This window comes from Micromonospora sp. CA-248212 (assembly GCF_050948405.1).
In the GTDB taxonomy this organism is placed as follows: Bacteria; Actinomycetota; Actinomycetes; order Mycobacteriales; family Micromonosporaceae; genus Micromonospora.
The window spans coordinates 427,464-442,985 of the sequence record NZ_CP192023.1 but is presented as its reverse complement, the minus strand read 5'-3'; the positions used below and the strand labels follow the sequence as shown (position 1 = coordinate 442,985).

At 71.9% G+C, this 15,522-nt stretch carries 14 protein-coding genes; 6 read left to right on the top strand and 8 right to left on the bottom strand.

The window, feature by feature from the left end:
• Positions 1–69 precede the first annotated feature (69 nt).
• Together ACQP03_RS02100 and ACQP03_RS02095 are read right to left on the bottom strand one after the other, a co-directional pair.
• A complete protein-coding gene (locus tag ACQP03_RS02100) occupies positions 70–363 on the bottom strand; it encodes a WXG100 family type VII secretion target (protein ID WP_357123578.1) in 294 nt (97 codons plus the stop codon).
• A 20-nt stretch (positions 364–383) separates the two neighbouring features.
• Positions 384–704, bottom strand: coding sequence for a WXG100 family type VII secretion target (locus ACQP03_RS02095; protein ID WP_357123575.1), 321 nt, complete (start codon positions 702–704; stop codon positions 384–386).
• Positions 705–1,227: 523 nt separating this feature from the next.
• Between ACQP03_RS02095 and eccE the strand changes: the two genes are divergently transcribed.
• From eccE to rarD, 4 genes are all read left to right on the top strand, one after another.
• Entirely contained in the window at positions 1,228–2,934 is a 1,707-nt protein-coding gene (eccE, locus tag ACQP03_RS02090) for a type VII secretion protein EccE (RefSeq protein ID WP_433461120.1), read from the top strand.
• A gap of 155 nt (positions 2,935–3,089) precedes the next feature.
• Positions 3,090–3,476: a phage holin family protein gene (locus ACQP03_RS02085; RefSeq protein WP_355049298.1), complete on the top strand. Its 387-nt coding sequence runs from the start codon at positions 3,090–3,092 to the stop codon at positions 3,474–3,476.
• A gap of 111 nt (positions 3,477–3,587) precedes the next feature.
• Positions 3,588–4,085: a GNAT family N-acetyltransferase gene (locus tag ACQP03_RS02080; RefSeq protein ID WP_357123568.1), complete on the top strand. Its 498-nt coding sequence runs from the start codon at positions 3,588–3,590 to the stop codon at positions 4,083–4,085.
• Entirely contained in the window at positions 4,082–5,014 is a 933-nt protein-coding gene (gene rarD / locus ACQP03_RS02075; RefSeq protein WP_357175937.1) for an EamA family transporter RarD, read from the top strand. The genes ACQP03_RS02080 and rarD overlap by 4 nt, the downstream gene beginning before the upstream one ends.
• Before the next feature lie 157 nt (positions 5,015–5,171).
• Here the strand turns inward: rarD and ACQP03_RS02070 are convergent, their stop codons facing one another.
• Both ACQP03_RS02070 and ACQP03_RS02065 read right to left on the bottom strand, forming a co-directional pair.
• Positions 5,172–5,894: an anti-sigma factor family protein gene (locus tag ACQP03_RS02070; protein ID WP_355048256.1), complete on the bottom strand. Its 723-nt coding sequence runs from the start codon at positions 5,892–5,894 to the stop codon at positions 5,172–5,174.
• Positions 5,891–6,385 carry a sigma-70 family RNA polymerase sigma factor gene (locus tag ACQP03_RS02065; RefSeq protein ID WP_433121366.1) on the bottom strand — a complete coding sequence of 165 codons (495 nt, stop codon included), beginning with the start codon at positions 6,383–6,385 and terminating at the stop codon, positions 5,891–5,893. Before ACQP03_RS02065 ends, ACQP03_RS02070 begins: the two co-directional genes overlap by 4 nt.
• 236 nt (positions 6,386–6,621) lie before the next feature.
• On the opposite strand from ACQP03_RS02065, the gene ACQP03_RS02060 reads away from it, so the two are divergent.
• Complete coding sequence (locus ACQP03_RS02060) at positions 6,622–8,748, top strand: PhoX family protein (RefSeq protein WP_433460031.1); 2,127 nt, start codon at positions 6,622–6,624, stop codon at positions 8,746–8,748.
• An 82-nt stretch (positions 8,749–8,830) separates the two neighbouring features.
• Here ACQP03_RS02060 and ACQP03_RS02055 read toward each other — a convergent pair whose 3' ends face one another.
• On the bottom strand, positions 8,831–9,613 hold the full coding sequence (locus ACQP03_RS02055) for an IclR family transcriptional regulator (RefSeq protein WP_357123556.1): 783 nt from the start codon (positions 9,611–9,613) through the stop codon (positions 8,831–8,833).
• Positions 9,614–9,767: 154 nt separating this feature from the next.
• On the opposite strand from ACQP03_RS02055, the gene ACQP03_RS02050 reads away from it, so the two are divergent.
• A complete protein-coding gene (locus tag ACQP03_RS02050) occupies positions 9,768–11,000 on the top strand; it encodes an MFS transporter (protein WP_433460028.1) in 1,233 nt (410 codons plus the stop codon).
• 48 nt (positions 11,001–11,048) lie between these two features.
• Here ACQP03_RS02050 and ACQP03_RS02045 read toward each other — a convergent pair whose 3' ends face one another.
• The 3 genes from ACQP03_RS02045 to ACQP03_RS02035 all read right to left on the bottom strand — a co-directional run bounded on the left by ACQP03_RS02045 (position 11,049) and on the right by ACQP03_RS02035 (position 15,489).
• Positions 11,049–12,134: a polyprenyl synthetase family protein gene (locus tag ACQP03_RS02045; RefSeq protein ID WP_357123550.1), complete on the bottom strand. Its 1,086-nt coding sequence runs from the start codon at positions 12,132–12,134 to the stop codon at positions 11,049–11,051.
• A 90-nt stretch (positions 12,135–12,224) separates the two neighbouring features.
• Positions 12,225–13,778: an NADH-quinone oxidoreductase subunit NuoN gene (gene nuoN, locus ACQP03_RS02040; protein ID WP_357123547.1), complete on the bottom strand. Its 1,554-nt coding sequence runs from the start codon at positions 13,776–13,778 to the stop codon at positions 12,225–12,227.
• A 175-nt stretch (positions 13,779–13,953) separates the two neighbouring features.
• A complete protein-coding gene (locus ACQP03_RS02035) occupies positions 13,954–15,489 on the bottom strand; it encodes an NADH-quinone oxidoreductase subunit M (protein WP_357123544.1) in 1,536 nt (511 codons plus the stop codon).
• Positions 15,490–15,522 lie beyond the last annotated feature (33 nt).

Genomic DNA, 15,522 nt, shown 5'->3' with positions numbered 1-15,522 from the left:
GCCGTGGCCCTCGCCCGAGGGTGGCCGGGACGCCGACGCGGTCATGTCAGCGCTCCCGGCCCACCGACGTCACTGGAACAGCCCGGTGTTCTTCTTCTCGGTGTCGAGGTAGTCGGCGGCGGAGTCGTCCACCGCCAACTTGATGGCACGCAGCATCGCCTGCAGGTCCTGCGAGGCGGAGCGCCACCGCGCCTGGCGCTGCTCGTACGCCTCGCGGGCGTCACCCGACCAGGCCGACACCAGCGGCGCAGCGTCACGTTCGAGCTGGCCGAGCTGCGAGTCGAGCGTGTTCAGCGCCCGCTGAATGTCCGCGCCGGCCTGTTGCAGCGCGGCAAAGTTGACGACCAGCACACCGTTGTCCATCGGAACGCCCTCCCGGCAGGTCAGAGCGGCAGCTGGATGCCGCCGCGGTTGGTGCCGGCCACCCGGCTGGCCGCCTCGTCGTCCGAGACGTCGTACTGTCGGCCGGCGGTGCGAATGGCACCGGCGGTCTCCCGCAGCGCGCGGTGCAACGCCGCCTGATCGTCTGCCCACTGTCGCTTGACCTGCTCGAACGACCGCCCGCCGGCACCGCGCCAGGCCTGCTGCAACACCTCCAACTCGGCCAGCAGGCCGGTCAGCATGGACTGCAACGACTGGTCCACCTGTTCGAACTTCGCGGCGGTCTGCTTCATCACCGCTGCTTCTGCCTGGGTCTGGGACACCCGGACGTCACCTCGTCTCCTCGGTCGTGCCTGGCTGTCAATGCGCCCGCGGTGGGAGCGCACCGCTCGCGTGGCCCGCTCGACGAGCACGGTCGGACACGGGTCAGCGATGAACTTCGTGGCTGACGGTAGCGGCCTGGTAGCGGTTCTGCTACCCCCGGCTCTCCCCTGTGGACAACTACGACAGCCATCGGTCGCCTACTATGTGCGGCAGCCCCGTCGCGGCGCGTGACGGGCATCCGGGGGCGGTCGGCCGCCGGGCACATCCAGACCGGGTCGAGGAGGCGCGGTGCCGCCGATCACCACCTCAGGCGCGCAACCGGCGAGCGACGCCGGGTGGGGCCCGACCGCAACTTCCCCGACCGCCGGGTCGGACATCCCCGCCGTCCCGTCGGTCGGCACCGCACTGGACGTCGGATCGACCACGATCGGCGGCAGCGCGTCGGGCACTCTCGGCAGCGCCGCCGTACCCGCTCGACGGCCCACCGCGCGGTGGGCCGCCATCGGTCGGCTCGGTGCGGCGATGCGCGCGGGCCAACTGGTCACCGGGCAGGTCGCCGTGGCGGTCGTCCTCGCCGCCTCCGGCCAGGGCGCCCCGGTCATGATCGCCGCGCTGTTGGGGGCGACGCTTCTGGTGACGGCCGCCTGCGCCCGGTTCCGGGGCCGGTGGCTCTTCGAGTGGCTGGGCACCGCCGCCGGGCACGTGACCCGCCGTCGCGGCCTGGGCGAGCGGGCCGGTGCGGCCGAACTGCTCGACCTGGTCGCGCCCGGAGCCGTCGTCGGCTCGACCGAGTTGTCCAGCGGGCCGGCGGCGGTGCTGGAGGACACCGGCGGCATGGTGGTGATGCTGGAACTCGGAGACCCCGGCGACCTGCTCGGCGACGCGTCCCGGGCGATCCCCGCGCCGTCCACGCTGCTACCGACGCCGGGGCCGGACGTGCCACCGGTACGGATCCAACTGCTGCTCACCGGCACACCGGCGCCGGTCCCGACGGCGGGTGGCACGGTCGGGACCTCGTACCGGCAGCTCACCGACGGCCGCCTCGTCGGGCGGGAGCGGGCGGTGCTCGCGGTCCGGGTGCTGCGGGCGGACGGCTGGACGCCGGAGGCGCTGCGCCGGGCACTCGCCGGCACGACCCGCCGGATCATCCGTCGGCTCGGGCCGCTGACCGCCCGGCCGCTCGGCGTACCCGCGGCGCTGCGGGTCCTGGGCGAGCTGGCCCATCACGACGGCGAGCCGATACTTCAGGCCTGGCCGTCGCTGCGCACCGGCACTCTGGTCCAGGCGACGTTCCGGCTGGTCCGCTGGCCACAGGGCGGTGGGGCGGGGGCCCGGCGGCTGGTACCCCGGCTGCTGACGCTGCCGGCGACCGCGACGACCGTGTCGCTCTGCGTGGGGCCGGCCGCGGACGCGGTGACCGAGCTGACCGTACGCCTGGCCGCCACGTCGACGGCCGAACTGACCGTGGCCGTCGACGCGTTGGGCCGCCTCGTCGACGGCGCGGGCGGGGAACTGCGGCGGCTCGACGGCGCGCACCTGGACGGCCTGGCCGGCACGCTACCGCTGGCGCTCCCCTCGGCCGGGCGGCCCGAGGCGGCGCCGGACGACTGGGAGTTGACCCTGGGCGAGGCGGGGATGATGGTCGGCACCAACCGGCAGGGTGGCGCGGTCACCGTGCGGCTGTTCCGGCCGGAGGGCACGCGGGTGCTGTTGCTGGGCGGGGTGCGTACCGCTCAGCTCGTCGCGTTGCGTGCGATGGCGCTGGGGGCGCTGGTGGTGGTGCAGACGGCGCGACCCCGCGCGTGGGAGCCGTTCGTACGGGGGGTGGGCGCGCCGGGCGGAACGATTCCGCTCATCCCGCCGGGCCGGCCGGTCGCCGAATCGGCCGGCGCCGCACTGCGGCCGTTGCTGCTGGTCGTCGACACCGGAGCGGTGCCGGCCGAGACCGAACCTGGTCCGGCGTGGCGGGCCACCCTCGTGGTGCGCGACGAGCTGACACCGGCCGACGTGGACACGTTGACCCGCGCCGACCTGGCGGTGCTCCAGCGGCTGCACCCGGCGGAGGCGACGCTGGCCGGCGCGGCGCTGGGCCTGGGCGCTTCGGCCGACTGGCTGACCCGCATCCGCGACGACATGGTGGCGGTGGTGAACCGTCGCGCGTTGCGGTGGGCACTGCTCTCCCCGACTCCGATCGAGTCCCAGCTGATCGGCCGGCCGGCACGGGCCTGAGCGCGCCCGCGCCCAGGGGTCTGCGCGCGCCCGCGCTCAGGGGTCTGCGCGCGCCCGCGCTCAGGGGTCTGCGCGCTCGCGCGAGGCGGGCCGGTCGTCCTCGATGGTCAACTGCCGGGTTACGCCCGTGGATGGTCCGTGGCACGATCCCCGCCATGGGTTTTCTGAAAGGGTTGCTGATTCGGCTGGCCACCACGGCACTGGCCTTCTGGCTGGCCACGCTGCTCATTCCGGGCATCGACCTGGAATCGACCTCCGCCGTCCAGACGGTCACCACGCTGATCCTGGTGGCGGCGATCTTCGGCATCGTCAACGCGGTGCTCCAGCCGGTCATCAAGACCGTCGGCTGCGGCTTCTACCTGCTCACGCTCGGCCTCATCGCGCTGGTGGTGAACGGGCTGCTGTTCCTGCTCACCAGTTGGATCGCCGATCAGGCCGGGCTGCCGTTCTCGGTGGACGGGTTCTGGCCGGCCGCCGTTCTCGGCGCCCTGTTCGTGAGCATCGTGACGTGGATCCTCGGGGCCGTCCTCGACCGCGACTGACCGACCACCACCGTCCCGGACCGCCCGGCCCCGACGGGCGGGGCGGTCCGGTGACCAGAGTTCGGGAATTGGCCGGCTGGCGGCCCCCTCGGGTCGGTTAGCGTCGCCGATGTGTTCACCCTGACCCGGCCCGACGGCCACCTGCTGAGCACCGACCCCGCCCGACTCGACCTGGACCGGGTACACCACTGGCTGTCCACCGACGCGTACTGGGCACTGGGACGCGACCGGGACAGCGTCGTGCGGGCGTTCGCGGGGTCGCTGCCGTTCGGCATTTACCGGACCGACGACGACAGCCAGGTCGCGGTGGCCCGCGTGGTCACCGACCGCGCCACCTTCGCCTGGCTCTGCGACGTGTACGTCGACCGGGCCGCGCGAGGGCTCGGCCTGGGCACCTGGCTGGTGGGCGCGGTCCGAGACCACCTGGACGAGCTGGGCGTACGGCGGATCCTGCTGATCACCAACGACGCGCACGAGGTGTACGCGCGGGCGGGCTTCACCCCGTTGGACGTTCCCGAGCGGTGGATGAACCTCGATCGGCGACCGCCGGTGACCCCCATCACCGGAAAGGAACCAGACGGAGGTTCACCCCTTACGGTGGAGGCGTGACGCCACTCCGCCTGGGATACCTCTACGGCATCGGCGCGTACCTGCTCTGGGGTTTCTTCCCGCTCTACTTCAAGGTGCTGCGGCCCACCGGCCCGTTGGAGATCCTGGCCCACCGGATAGTGTGGTCAGTGCTCTTCGTGGCCCTGCTGCTCGGCGCGCTGCGCAACGTCGGCTTCCTGCGGGCCCTGCTGCGCCGGCGCGCGGCGCTCGCCGGAATCGTCGCCGCGGCGGCGCTCATCGCCGTCAACTGGGGCACCTACATCTACGGCGTTAGCTCCGACCGGGTGGTGGAGACCGCGCTCGGCTACTTCATCAACCCCCTGGTAGTGGTGCTGCTCGGGGTGACGGTGCTGCGGGAGCGGCTGCGGGCCGCGCAGTGGGTGGCCCTGGGCATCGGCGGGTCGGCCGTCGCGGTGCTCGCCGTCGACTACGGCCGGCTGCCCTGGCTGGCGCTGACCCTGGCGTTCAGCTTCGCCGGCTACGGCCTGATCAAGAAGCGGCTCGGGCTGCCCGCCGCCGAGGGGCTCTTCGTCGAGTCGGCGGTACTGGCGCTGCCCGCGCTGGGTTACCTGGCCTGGTTGTCCCGGCACGACGGACTGACCTTCGGGCACGTCTCGGCCGGGCACACCGCGCTGCTGGTGCTGGCCGGCGCGGCCACCGCGATCCCGCTGCTGCTCTTTGCCGGGGCCGCCAACCGGCTGCCGCTGACCGGCCTCGGCATGATCCAGTACCTGGCGCCGATCCTCCAGCTCGGCTGCGGTGTGCTGATCTTCCACGAGCCGATGCCGCCGGCCCGCCTCGCCGGCTTCGCGCTGGTCTGGCTCGCCCTGCTGGTCTTCACCGCCGACGCCATCCGCGCCGCCCGCCAGTCCCGCCGGTCCCGCCCCGTCGTGGTCGATCATGGAGTTGTGGTGCCCGCCGAACACTAGTTCGGGCGCTTTGTCACCCACCACAACTCCATGATCGACGGGGTGGGGGCGGGGGTGGGGGGCGGGGTGGGGGCGGGGTGGGGGCGGGGTGGGGGCGGGGTGGGGGCGGGGTGGGGGCGGGGTGGGGGCGGGGTGGGGGGCGAGCCTGGGGGCGGGGTTAGGGGACTGCGTAGGTGAGCAGGGGGGTGCCGTCGGCTCGTTGGAGTTCCACGCTGACCAGCTCCGCGTCGGTGAAGCGGGTCATGCCGGTGAACACCAGGTCGTCGCCGGGCGCGGCGAGCCAAGAGCCGATCTGCTCGCTCGCGCCGCTCGGGCCCTTCGCCACCAGCCGGAACGGGTACGCCTTGCCGTAGCTCGTCCGCGCGTCGTACCCGCAGTGCATGGTGATCTCGGTGCCCCACTTGCTGCCGGTCAGACCGATGTCGGCGTGCACCGGACCGGCGAGTGCCACCGGCCGCATGGCGACCATCGACACCTGCGGGGCGGGGCGCGAAGTGCCCTGCGCCCCCGGGTCAGGCGGCGGGGCGACCGGTCGGGGCAGCACGGCAGCCGTTCCCACGCCGACCACCAGGGCCAACGCGGCGGCGGCCAGCGTCGTCAGGGCGTACCGGCGACGGGTCCTGGTCCGTTCGCGGCGCCGGCGCGCCCGGGCCTCCTCGAGCAGCGCGGGCGCCCGGGGCGCGGTCGGCGGTGGCAGGAACTGTTCCAGGCCCGCCGGGTCGAGGCGGCCGAGCAGTCCCGGTAGGACGGCGATCTCGGCGACGGCATCCCGGCACGAGGCACAGCCGGCGAGGTGCCGCTCGTAGGCCGCCCGCTCGGCGGGGGCCAGGGCGCCCAGCACGTACGCGCCGTCGTCGTGCGCGAACTCGCACCGGGTCATCCCGTCACCCCCATCTCGGCCAGGACCAACCGTAGTGAGCGCAGCGCGTAGTGGGTGCGTGACTTGACGGTTCCCGGCGGCACCCCCAGCCGCGACGCCGCCTCCGCCACCGACCGCCCCTGGTAGAAGCACTCCACCAGGACTTCACGGTGGGTCGGGCTGAGCCGGTTCAACGCCTCGGCGACGGTCCACGCCTCGACGGCGCGCTCGGCCTCGTCGACGACCTCCGGCGGCTCGGGAATCTCGTCGGTGAACACCTCACCGACCCGCGTGGAGCGTCGACGCCAGGCGTCGATGGCCAGGTTGCGGGCGGTCGTGAACAGCCAGGCCCGCACGGAGCCACGTCGTGGGTCGAGGGACTCGGGATGCCGCCAGGCCCGCAGCAGCGTCTCCTGCACCAGGTCCTCGGCCCGCTGCCGGTCGCCGTTGACCAGCCGCAGGGCGTGTGCGTACAACGCCTCCGCGTGCTCGTCGTGCAGCGCCCGCAGCAGTTGGGCGTCATGGTCGCTGATGGCGGTCTCCTCACTTCCGGCGCGGGTCCGGCGGTGCGTCCGCCCGGGAATACGTGTGGTGACGCCGAACGGTTCAGCCCGAGGTCAGACCACTGGTGGCCGGGCAGGTGTTCACGCCTGGTTCACATCGCGGCCGACGACCGCTCACCGCGTCCTCCTAGCGTCCGGCTGGTACGCCGCCTGTCGCGCCACCCACTCACCTGGAGGCTTCTCCCATGAGCGACCGTCCCCGGCTGCTCCCGCTGTTGACCGGCAAGCGCCACGGCACCCGTGACGCCATGACCTGCCTGTACCGCTGCGGCAACGCCTGTGACCACCCGGTACCGAACACGTCCGAGAACGCGTACTTCGGTGACGTGGTGGACGCGGAGGTCTCCCGGCGCGGCGTGGTCCGGGCCGGCGCGGTCGGCGCCCTGGTGCTCGGCTTCGGCGGCGCGGCGGTCGGCGCGCTGGCCGGCGCGGCCCCCGCCAGCGCGGCCCCCACCACCCCGGACGTGCCGGAGAACTTCGGCTTCGGCCGTCCCACCACGGGTGTCGGCAGCGGCGCGCTGACCTTCAAGCCGATTCCGCCGAACAAGCTGGACACCCTGGTCGTGCCGAACGGCTACGACCACGCCGTGGTGATCAAGTGGGGTGACCCGGTGCTGCCGGGCGCGCCGGCGTTCGACCTGCACCACCAGAGCGCCGCCGCGCAGTCGAAGCAGTTCGGCTACAACAACGACTTCGTGGGTGTGCTGCCGCTGGACAAGCAGGGCAGGAGGGCGCTGCTCGTGGTCAACCACGAGTACACCAACGAGGACCTCATGTTCCCCGGGTTCCCCGGCCTGGACGGACTCTCCGTGGAGCAGCTGCGCACCGCAATGGCCGCGCACGGCATGTCCGTGGTGGAGCTGGAGCGGGTCGGCGGCACCGGGCAGTGGAAGCCCGTGGGCAACGGCCGCCGGCCGTACAACCGGCGGGTCACCGCGCTGAGCACCAAGTTCGACCTGACCGGCCCGGCCGCCGGCTCGGCCTGGCTGAAGACCGCCGCCGACCCGAAGGGCCGTACGGTCGTCGGCACGCTGAACAACTGCTCCGGTGGCGTGACCCCGTGGGGCACCGTGCTGTCCGGCGAGGAGAACTTCAACCAGTACTTCGTCGGCGCCGACGCCGCGCCGGCCGACCTGAAGCCGAAGTTCGACCGCTACGGCATCACCACCACCGCTCGCTACCCCAGCGGCAGCCGCAAGTGGGAACGCGCCGACGAGCGCTTCGACCTGGCCAAGCACCCCAACGAGGCGCACCGGTTCGGCTGGGTCGTCGAGATCGACCCGTTCGACCCGGAGAGCCGTCCGCGCAAGCACACCGCGATGGGTCGCTTCAAGCACGAGGGCGCGAACGTCATCGTCGCCAGGGACGGCCACGTGGTCGCGTACATGGGCGACGACGAGCGGTTCGACTACCTGTACAAGTTCGTCTCGGACAAGAAGTTCCTCAAGGGCAACTCCTGGGCCGCCCGCAAGCACAACCTGACCCTGCTGGAGTCCGGCACGCTCTACGTCGCGCAGCTCGACCAGACCAGCGCCGCCGAGATCGACGGCTCCGGCACGCTCCCCACCGACGGCGCGTTCAACGGTCGGGGTCGCTGGATCAAGCTGGTCAGCGGCAACCGGTCGTTCGTCGACGGGATGACCGCCGCGGACGTGCTCACCTTCGCCCGGCTCGCCGGTGACAAGGTCGGCGCGACCAAGATGGACCGTCCCGAGGACGTCGAGCCGAGCCACCTCACCGGCAAGGTGTACGTGGCGCTGACCAACAACACCGACCGCGGCAAGGCCGGCAAGGCGGCCGCGGACGAGGCCAACCCGCGCAACGCCAACAAGCACGGGCAGATCCTGGAGCTGGTCGAGGACCGCGACGACAACACGGCGGAGACGTTCGCCTGGTCGCTCCCGATCGTCTGCGGCGACCCGACCGACCCCTCGACCTTCTTCTCCGGGTACGACAAGACCCAGGTCTCGCCGATCTCCTGCCCGGACAACGTCGCCTTCGACGCCACCGGCAACCTGTGGATCTCCACCGACGGCAATGCGCTGGGCAGCAACGACGGCCTCTTCGCCACCGCGGTCGAGGGTCCGGAGAAGGGCCACCTCAAGCAGTTCCTGACCGTGCCGATCGGCGCGGAGACCTGCGGTCCGTTCATCACCGGCGACAACCGCTCGGTGTTCGTCGCGGTGCAGCACCCGGGCGAGATCACCGGCGCGTCGGTGGAGAACCCGGCCTCGAACTGGCCGGACGGCGACTACGCCAAGCCGGGCGTGGTGGTCACCTGGCGCCTCGACGGCGGCCCGGTGGGCAGCTGACGTTCCCCTGGCGGTTCGGCGCCGGACCGCCCCGAGAGGCCCTCTCCCAGCCCGGGAGAGGGCCTCTGGCGCGTCCGGCGGGTCAGTGGTCGGCGGCGATGCCGTCGGCGACCGTACGGGCGACGGTGAGCAGCTTCGCGCGTACGACCCGGGCGGAGGTCATCATCTCGCTCGCGGGCAGGGCGCAGGCCAGCACGACCCGACGTTCCATGTCCTTGTCGGGTGCGACGAGCACCGCCGCGCAGGCCACCCCCTGGCGGAACTGTCCCAACTCCAACTGCATCCCCCGGCGGTCACCGGCGGCCAGGTCGGCCTCGAACGTCTCGGTGGCGGTCAGCGTGGCGCTGGTGAAGGGACGCATGCCGTACTCGCGGAGATAGCGGAAGCGCTGCTCGGCGGTCAGGGTGGCGAGCAGGGACTTGCCGAGAGCGGTCGCGTGGGCCCCCTCGTCGAAGCCGGGAACGAGATCTTCCAGATACGGCGAACGGTGCCCCTCGGCCACCGCCGTGATGGCGACCTGACCGCCGACGAACCGACCCAGGAAGTGGCTGTAACCGGTGTCGACGGCGGCGCGTCGCAACGTCTCGCCGACCACCGGTGGACCCCGGAACGCGGTCACCAACTCGCGGTAACGGTCGGCCACCTCGAGACCCACGATGTACGTGCCGTCCTCGCGACGGATCACGTAACCCTCGTACGCGAGGGTGCGGACGAGGTGGTAGGTGGTGGCCACGGTCAGCTCACACCGTCGGGCGATCTGCTTGACGGTCAGGCCCTTCGGGGCACGACCGACCGACTCGAGCACCCGCAGTGCTCGGGACACGCTGCGGATCAGGTCCGAAGGTTCTGCCAAGGGGTCGCGCACAACCACCTCCGCCGCCGGGGACTTACACCATATGAAAAACAGGCCGCGTGCGAAATGCCTGTTCGGGTCGAGGATGCCAGATCACCATCCACTCCTCGTACACCAGCGGTCACCAGGAGTTGCCTGAGCGCGACTCGCGTAGGTTTGCCGCACGATGACCCACACCGTCCTCACCCCCGCGCCCGTCCGCACCCGCCCCATCCGGGCCAGCGCCGGCGCCGTGGCCACCACCGTGGCCTGCGTACTGCCCGTCTTCCTGCTCGGCGGCCTCGCCGTGCAGATGGGTGCGGATCTCCGCTTCTCCCCCGCCGGGCTGGGCCTGGCCGTCTCCGTCTACTTCGGCGTGAGCGCGCTGGCCTCGGTGCCCTCCGGACGCCTCGTCGAGCGGTACGGGCCGGCGCTGGTGGCCCGCTGTGCCATCGTGCTGGCCTCCGGGTCGATGCTGGCCGTGGCAGCGCTCGCCCGCTCGTACGAGGCGCTGCTCGCCCTGCTGGCGCTCAGCGCCGCCGCGAACGCCCTCGGCCAGCTCGCCAGCAACGCGGCGCTCGCCGAGCACGTCCCGCCGCGGAGGCAGGGCCTGTCGTTCGGCGTCAAGCAGGCGGCGATCCCGGTCTCGACGCTGTTGGCCGGCGCGGCGGTGCCCACCATCGCGCTCACCGCCGGCTGGCGTTGGGCGTTCGTGGTGGCGGCAGTCGCGGCGCTGACCACGCTGCCGGCCGTACCCCGGCAGGTGTCCGGTCGTGCGCGTCGGGCCGACGGGACGCGCGGAGGCCGGGCCACGACGGCCCTGGTGGTCGTCGGCGCGGCGGCGACGTTGGCGGCGGGCGCGGCCAACGCGCTCGGCACCTTCCTGGTCGACTCGGCCGCCGCCCGGGGCCTCTCGCCTGCTCTGGCCGGCCTCACCCTGACCCTGGGCAGCGCGGTCTGTGTCGTCGCCCGGGTGGGCGCTGGCGGACTGGCCGACCGGCGGGCCAACGGTCACGTCGCGCTCATCGCCGCGATGCTGGTGATCGGGGCGGTCGGGCTGGGCCTGCTCGCGGTGGCCGGCCCGGTGCCGCTGGTGGCGGGCGTGGTGCTCGGGTTCGGTCTGGGCTGGGCCTGGCCCGGCCTCATGACCTTCGCGGTGGTCCGGCTGCACCCGCAGGCTCCGGCCGCCGCCACCTCGATCACACAGACCGGGGTGTACGCGGGCGGCTGCCTCGGCCCACTGAGCCTCGGCCCGCTCGCCGCCCACCTGGGCTACCCGACAATGTGGGCCACGGCCTCGGTGTCGATGCTGCTGGCCGCCGCCCTGATGCTGACCGCCAGCCGCCTCCTACAAACCCCTCACCCCCGAGCCGGTGATCATGAAGTTGTTGCCCGATCACACGGCGTGTCGAGGCAATAACTTCATGATCAACGAAGCTGGGGGTGCCGCGCTGGAGGGGTGTGCTGGTCAGCTTGTGCGGTCGGCTATGTAGTCGCAGAGCGACTCCAGGGCCTGGCGGGACGAGTTCGCGGGGAGCGGGGCCAGACAGGCGCGGGCGTCCTCGGCGTAGCTGCGCACGGTCTCCCGGGCACGCTTGAGCGCCGGGCTCTCCCGCAGCAGCCCCAGCGCCTCGGCGTGCAGCGCGTCGTCGGTCAACGGACCGGTCGCCAGGATCTCCCGCAGCCGCACCGAGGAGGCGTCGGAGTCGTCGGCCGCACGGGCGTAGAGCACCGGGAGCGTCGGGACCCCCTCGCGCAGGTCCGTGCCGGGCGTCTTGCCCGACTGCACCGACTCGGACGCGATGTCGAGCAGGTCGTCGGAGAGCTGGAAGGCGACGCCGATCGTCTCGCCGTACCCGGCGAGCGCCTCGACGTGCTCCGCCGGAGCGCCACTGAACATGCCGCCGAAGCGGGCCGACGTGGCGATCAGGGAGCCGGTCTTCTCGGCGATCACGCTCAGGTAGTGCGCGACCGGGTCGTCGCCGGCACGCGGCCCCACCGTCTCGGCGATCTGCCCGTGCACGAGCCGGGCGAAGGTGCGCGCCTGCAACCGGACGGCCTCCGGGCCCAGGTCCGCCGCGATGTCCGCGGCGCGGGCGAAGAGGTAGTCGCCGACCAGGATGGCGACCGAGTTGGTCCAACGCGAGTTGGCGCTCGGCGCACCCCGCCGCACGTCCGCCTCGTCCATCACGTCGTCGTGGTAGAGGGTGGCCAGGTGCGTGAGCTCCATCACCACGGCCGCCGGGACCACCCGCGCACCCGTGGGATCGCCGAACTGGGCACCGAGCGCCACCAGCAGCGGCCGGAACCGCTTACCCCCGGCGTCGAGAAGGTGCCGGGCCGCCTCGGAGACGAACGGGTCGGCGCTGGCCACACTCGCACTCAGCTCGACCTCGACCGCTTCCAGCAGGCCCAGCACGGATGCCTCGACGCGGGGATCGGCGAGATGAAGGCCGAGCGCGCCGAACTGACTCATGCTCGCCCGACCCCGGCGACCGCCGGAACCGGTGGCACCTGAACGCTCGCCAGCCGGAATCACCACACCATCAACCATGCCACACCCGTTCTACCTGCTCCGGATCGGGGATACGCAGCGGGGGCCGGCACGCTGTCGCGCGCCGGCCCCCGGTGGTAGAGCCACGTCTCACCGCACGAATTCGGCGGCTCCGGTAGCCAGGTCGAGCAGCGGCGCCGGGGCGACACCCAGCACCAGGGTGGCCAGCACGCCGATCATCAGGGCGGCGGAGGTGAGCCCGCCCGGCACGGTCACGGTCGGGGTGGACTCGCCCGGCTCGGACAGCCACATCATCACCACGACCCGCAGGTACGGGAACGCGAGCACCATGCTGGTCAGCACACCGGCGATCACCAGCCACGCCTGACCGCCCTCAAGGGCCGGCCCGAAGATGGCGAACTTGCTGGTGAATCCGCTGGTCAGCGGGATACCGGCGAAGGCCAGCAGGATGAACGTGAACAGCGCGGCGAAGAACGGCGAGCGCCGGCCCAACCCCGCCCACCGGGACAGGTGGGTGGCCTCGCCGTCGGCGTCCCGGACCAGGGTCACCACGGCGAACGCGGCGAGCACCGAGAAGCCGTACGCGACCAGGTAGAACATCGTGCCGGACAGCCCGTCCTTGCTCGGGGCCAGCACGCCGACCAGCAGGTAGCCGGCGTTGGCGATCGAGGAGTACGCGAGCAGCCGCTTGATGTCGGTCTGGGTGACCGCGAGCACCGCGCCCAGGAGCATGGTCAGCACCGCCACCGCGCCGAGGACCGGGGTGAAGTCCCAGCCCCCGCCCTCGAACGCGACGTGGAAGACGCGCAGCAGGGCGCCGAACGCGGCGACCTTGGTGCAGGCCGCCATGAAGCCGGTGACCGGGGTCGGCGCACCCTGGTAGACGTCCGGGGTCCAGACGTGGAACGGGGCCGCGGCGGCCTTGAAGAGCAGACCGATGGCGAGCAGCGCCATGCCGGCGAAGAGCAGCACCGGGCTGGCCGGAGACTCACTCACCGCCGCGTTGACGGTCGCGAAGTCGACACCGGCGGAACGGCCCGGAACGCCCGCGGTGAAGCCGTAGATCAGGGCCACACCGAACAGGAAGAACGCCGAGGCGTACGCGCCGAGCAGGAAGTACTTCATCGCCGCTTCCTGGCTCAGCAGCCGCCGGCGGCGAGCCAGCGCGCAGAGCAGGTACAGCGGGAGGGAGAAGACTTCCAACGCGATGAACATGGTCAGCAGGTCGTTCGCCGCCACGAAGATCAGCATGCCGCCGATGGCGAACGTGACGAGCGGGTACACCTCGGTGAGGCCGTTGCGGCCCTCAGCCTGCTTCCGGTCGTCGGCCGACTCCGCCGTCACGGCGGCCTGGGCGACGAACGCGCCGCCCCGCTCGACGGAGCGGTCGCCGATCAGGAGCAGCGCCATGGCCGCCAGCACCAGGATCGCGCCCTGGAGGAACAGCGTCGGCCCGTCCACCGCGATGGCCTGACCGGCCGTGATGAGCCGGTCGTCGGCGTTGAGGACCACCATGGTCAGCGCGGCGAGCACGGCCAGCAGTGCCAGCGTCAGCTGCACCAGGTGTCGCGAGCGCCGGGGCACGAAGGCCTCGACCAGCACGCCGAGCAACGCGGTGCCCAGCATGATCAGGATCGGGGCGAGCGCCGCGTAATCGAGCGACGGCAGTTTCAACTCGGTCACTGTGCCGACCTTTCGTTCGCGACTGCGGGGCTCCGCTGCGCTGCACTCCTCGCGCTCACCGATGCCGACCTTTCGTTCGCGACTGCGGGGCTCCGCTGCGCTGCACTCCTCGCGCTCACCGATGCCGACCTTTCGTTCGCGACTGCGGGGCTCCGCTGCGCTGCACTCCTCGCGCTCACCGGCCTGCCTCCTGGAGAGTGCCGCCCACCGATGGGGCGGGGTCGGTCCTGCCGATGTCGTCCATGGTCGCCTGGACGGCCGGGTTGATCACGTCGGTGACCGGCTTGGGGTAGAAGCCGAGCAGCACGATCAGCGCGATCAGCGGGGCGACCACGACCTTCTCCCGCAGGCTGAGGTCCCGGCGCATACCGTCGACCTCGGTCAGCGCCGGGTTGAGCGTGCCCTGCGTGGTGCGTTGCACCATCCACAGCACGTACGCCGCCGCCAGGATGATGCCGACCGTGGCGATGACCGCCACCGGCTTGTTCACCGTGAACGTGCCGATCAGCACCAGGAACTCGGAGATGAACGGCGCGGTCCCCGGCAGGGCGAGCGAGGCCAGACCGGCGAAGAACAGCACACCGGCGAGCACCGGGACCAGCTTGCCGGCACCACCGAAGTCACTGATCAGCGCCGAGCCACGCCGGGCGACGAGCATGCCCACCACGAGGAAGAGCAGGCCGGTGGCCAGGCCGTGGTTGAGCATGTAGAGCACCGCGCCGGTGCCGGCCTGGGTGGTGAACGCGAAGATGCCCACCCCGATGAACCCGAAGTGCGCGATCGAGGTGTACGACACCAGCCGCTTGAGGTCGTTCTGACCGACCGCCAGCAGCGCCGCGTAGATGATGCCGATCACGCCCAACGCCAGCGCCCAGGGCGCGAACCACTTCGACGCCTCGGGGAACAGCGGCAGGCAGTAGCGCAGGATGCCGAACGTGCCGACCTTGTCCAGCACACCGACCAGCAACGCGGCGGCACCCGCCGGGGCGGCGCCACCGGCGTCCGGCAGCCAGGTGTGGAACGGGAAGAACGGGGCCTTGATGGCGAACGCGAGGAAGAAGCCGAGGAACAGCCACCGCTCGGTGCCGGTGCTGATGTCGACCTGCGAGAGCGCCTGCCAGTCGAACGTCTTGCCACCGACCACCCACAGGCCGATCACCGCGGCCAGCATGAACAGACCGCCGACCAGCGAGTAGAGGAAGAACTTCACCGCCGCGTACTGCCGCTGGTGGCCGCCGTAGCTGCCGATCAGGAAGTACATCGGCACGAGCATGACCTCGAAGAACACGTAGAACAGGAAGACGTCGGCGGCCGCGAAGACGCCGATCATCGTGCTCTCGAGGATCAGCAGTAGCGCGAAGTAGACCGGGATGGACCGCTTCGACGACTCGGCGTCGTGCCAGGACGCCAGGATCACCAACGGCACCAGCACCGCGATCAGCATCAGCATCACCAGCGCGATGCCGTCGGCGGCGAAGGTGAAGTTGACGCCCCAGTTCGGGATCCAGGTGTACGACTCCCGGAACTGGAACCGGTCACCGCCGGCGTTGAAGCTGACCCACATCACCACCGAGAGCACCAGTACCAGCAGCGACCAGGCGAACGCCACCTGCTTGGCCAGCTCGGGCCGGTGGCGCGGCAGGAAGGCCACCACCAGAGCGCCCACCAGTGGCGCCACGGTGAGCACCGAGAGGAACGGGAAGTTGGACATTATGCGGCCTTACCTCCGTGGTGGATGCGTGGT

Bases quoted from the DNA above. Each gene is read 5' to 3' on its own strand.
- ACQP03_RS02070 (WP_355048256.1), bottom strand. From the start codon at position 5,894: ATGACCCGGTGCGAGTTCGCGCACGACGACGGCGCGTACGTGCTGGGC.
- ACQP03_RS02060 (WP_433460031.1), top strand. From the start codon at position 6,622: ATGAGCGACCGTCCCCGGCTGCTCCCGCTGTTGACCGGCAAGCGCCAC.
- ACQP03_RS02035 (WP_357123544.1), bottom strand. From the start codon at position 15,489: ATGTCCAACTTCCCGTTCCTCTCGGTGCTCACCGTGGCGCCACTGGTG.
- ACQP03_RS02085 (WP_355049298.1), top strand. From the start codon at position 3,090: ATGGGTTTTCTGAAAGGGTTGCTGATTCGGCTGGCCACCACGGCACTG.
- ACQP03_RS02045 (WP_357123550.1), bottom strand. From the start codon at position 12,134: ATGGTTGATGGTGTGGTGATTCCGGCTGGCGAGCGTTCAGGTGCCACC.
- ACQP03_RS02100 (WP_357123578.1), bottom strand. From the start codon at position 363: ATGGACAACGGTGTGCTGGTCGTCAACTTTGCCGCGCTGCAACAGGCC.
- eccE (WP_433461120.1), top strand. From the start codon at position 1,228: ATGCGCGCGGGCCAACTGGTCACCGGGCAGGTCGCCGTGGCGGTCGTC.
- ACQP03_RS02050 (WP_433460028.1), top strand. From the start codon at position 9,768: ATGACCCACACCGTCCTCACCCCCGCGCCCGTCCGCACCCGCCCCATC.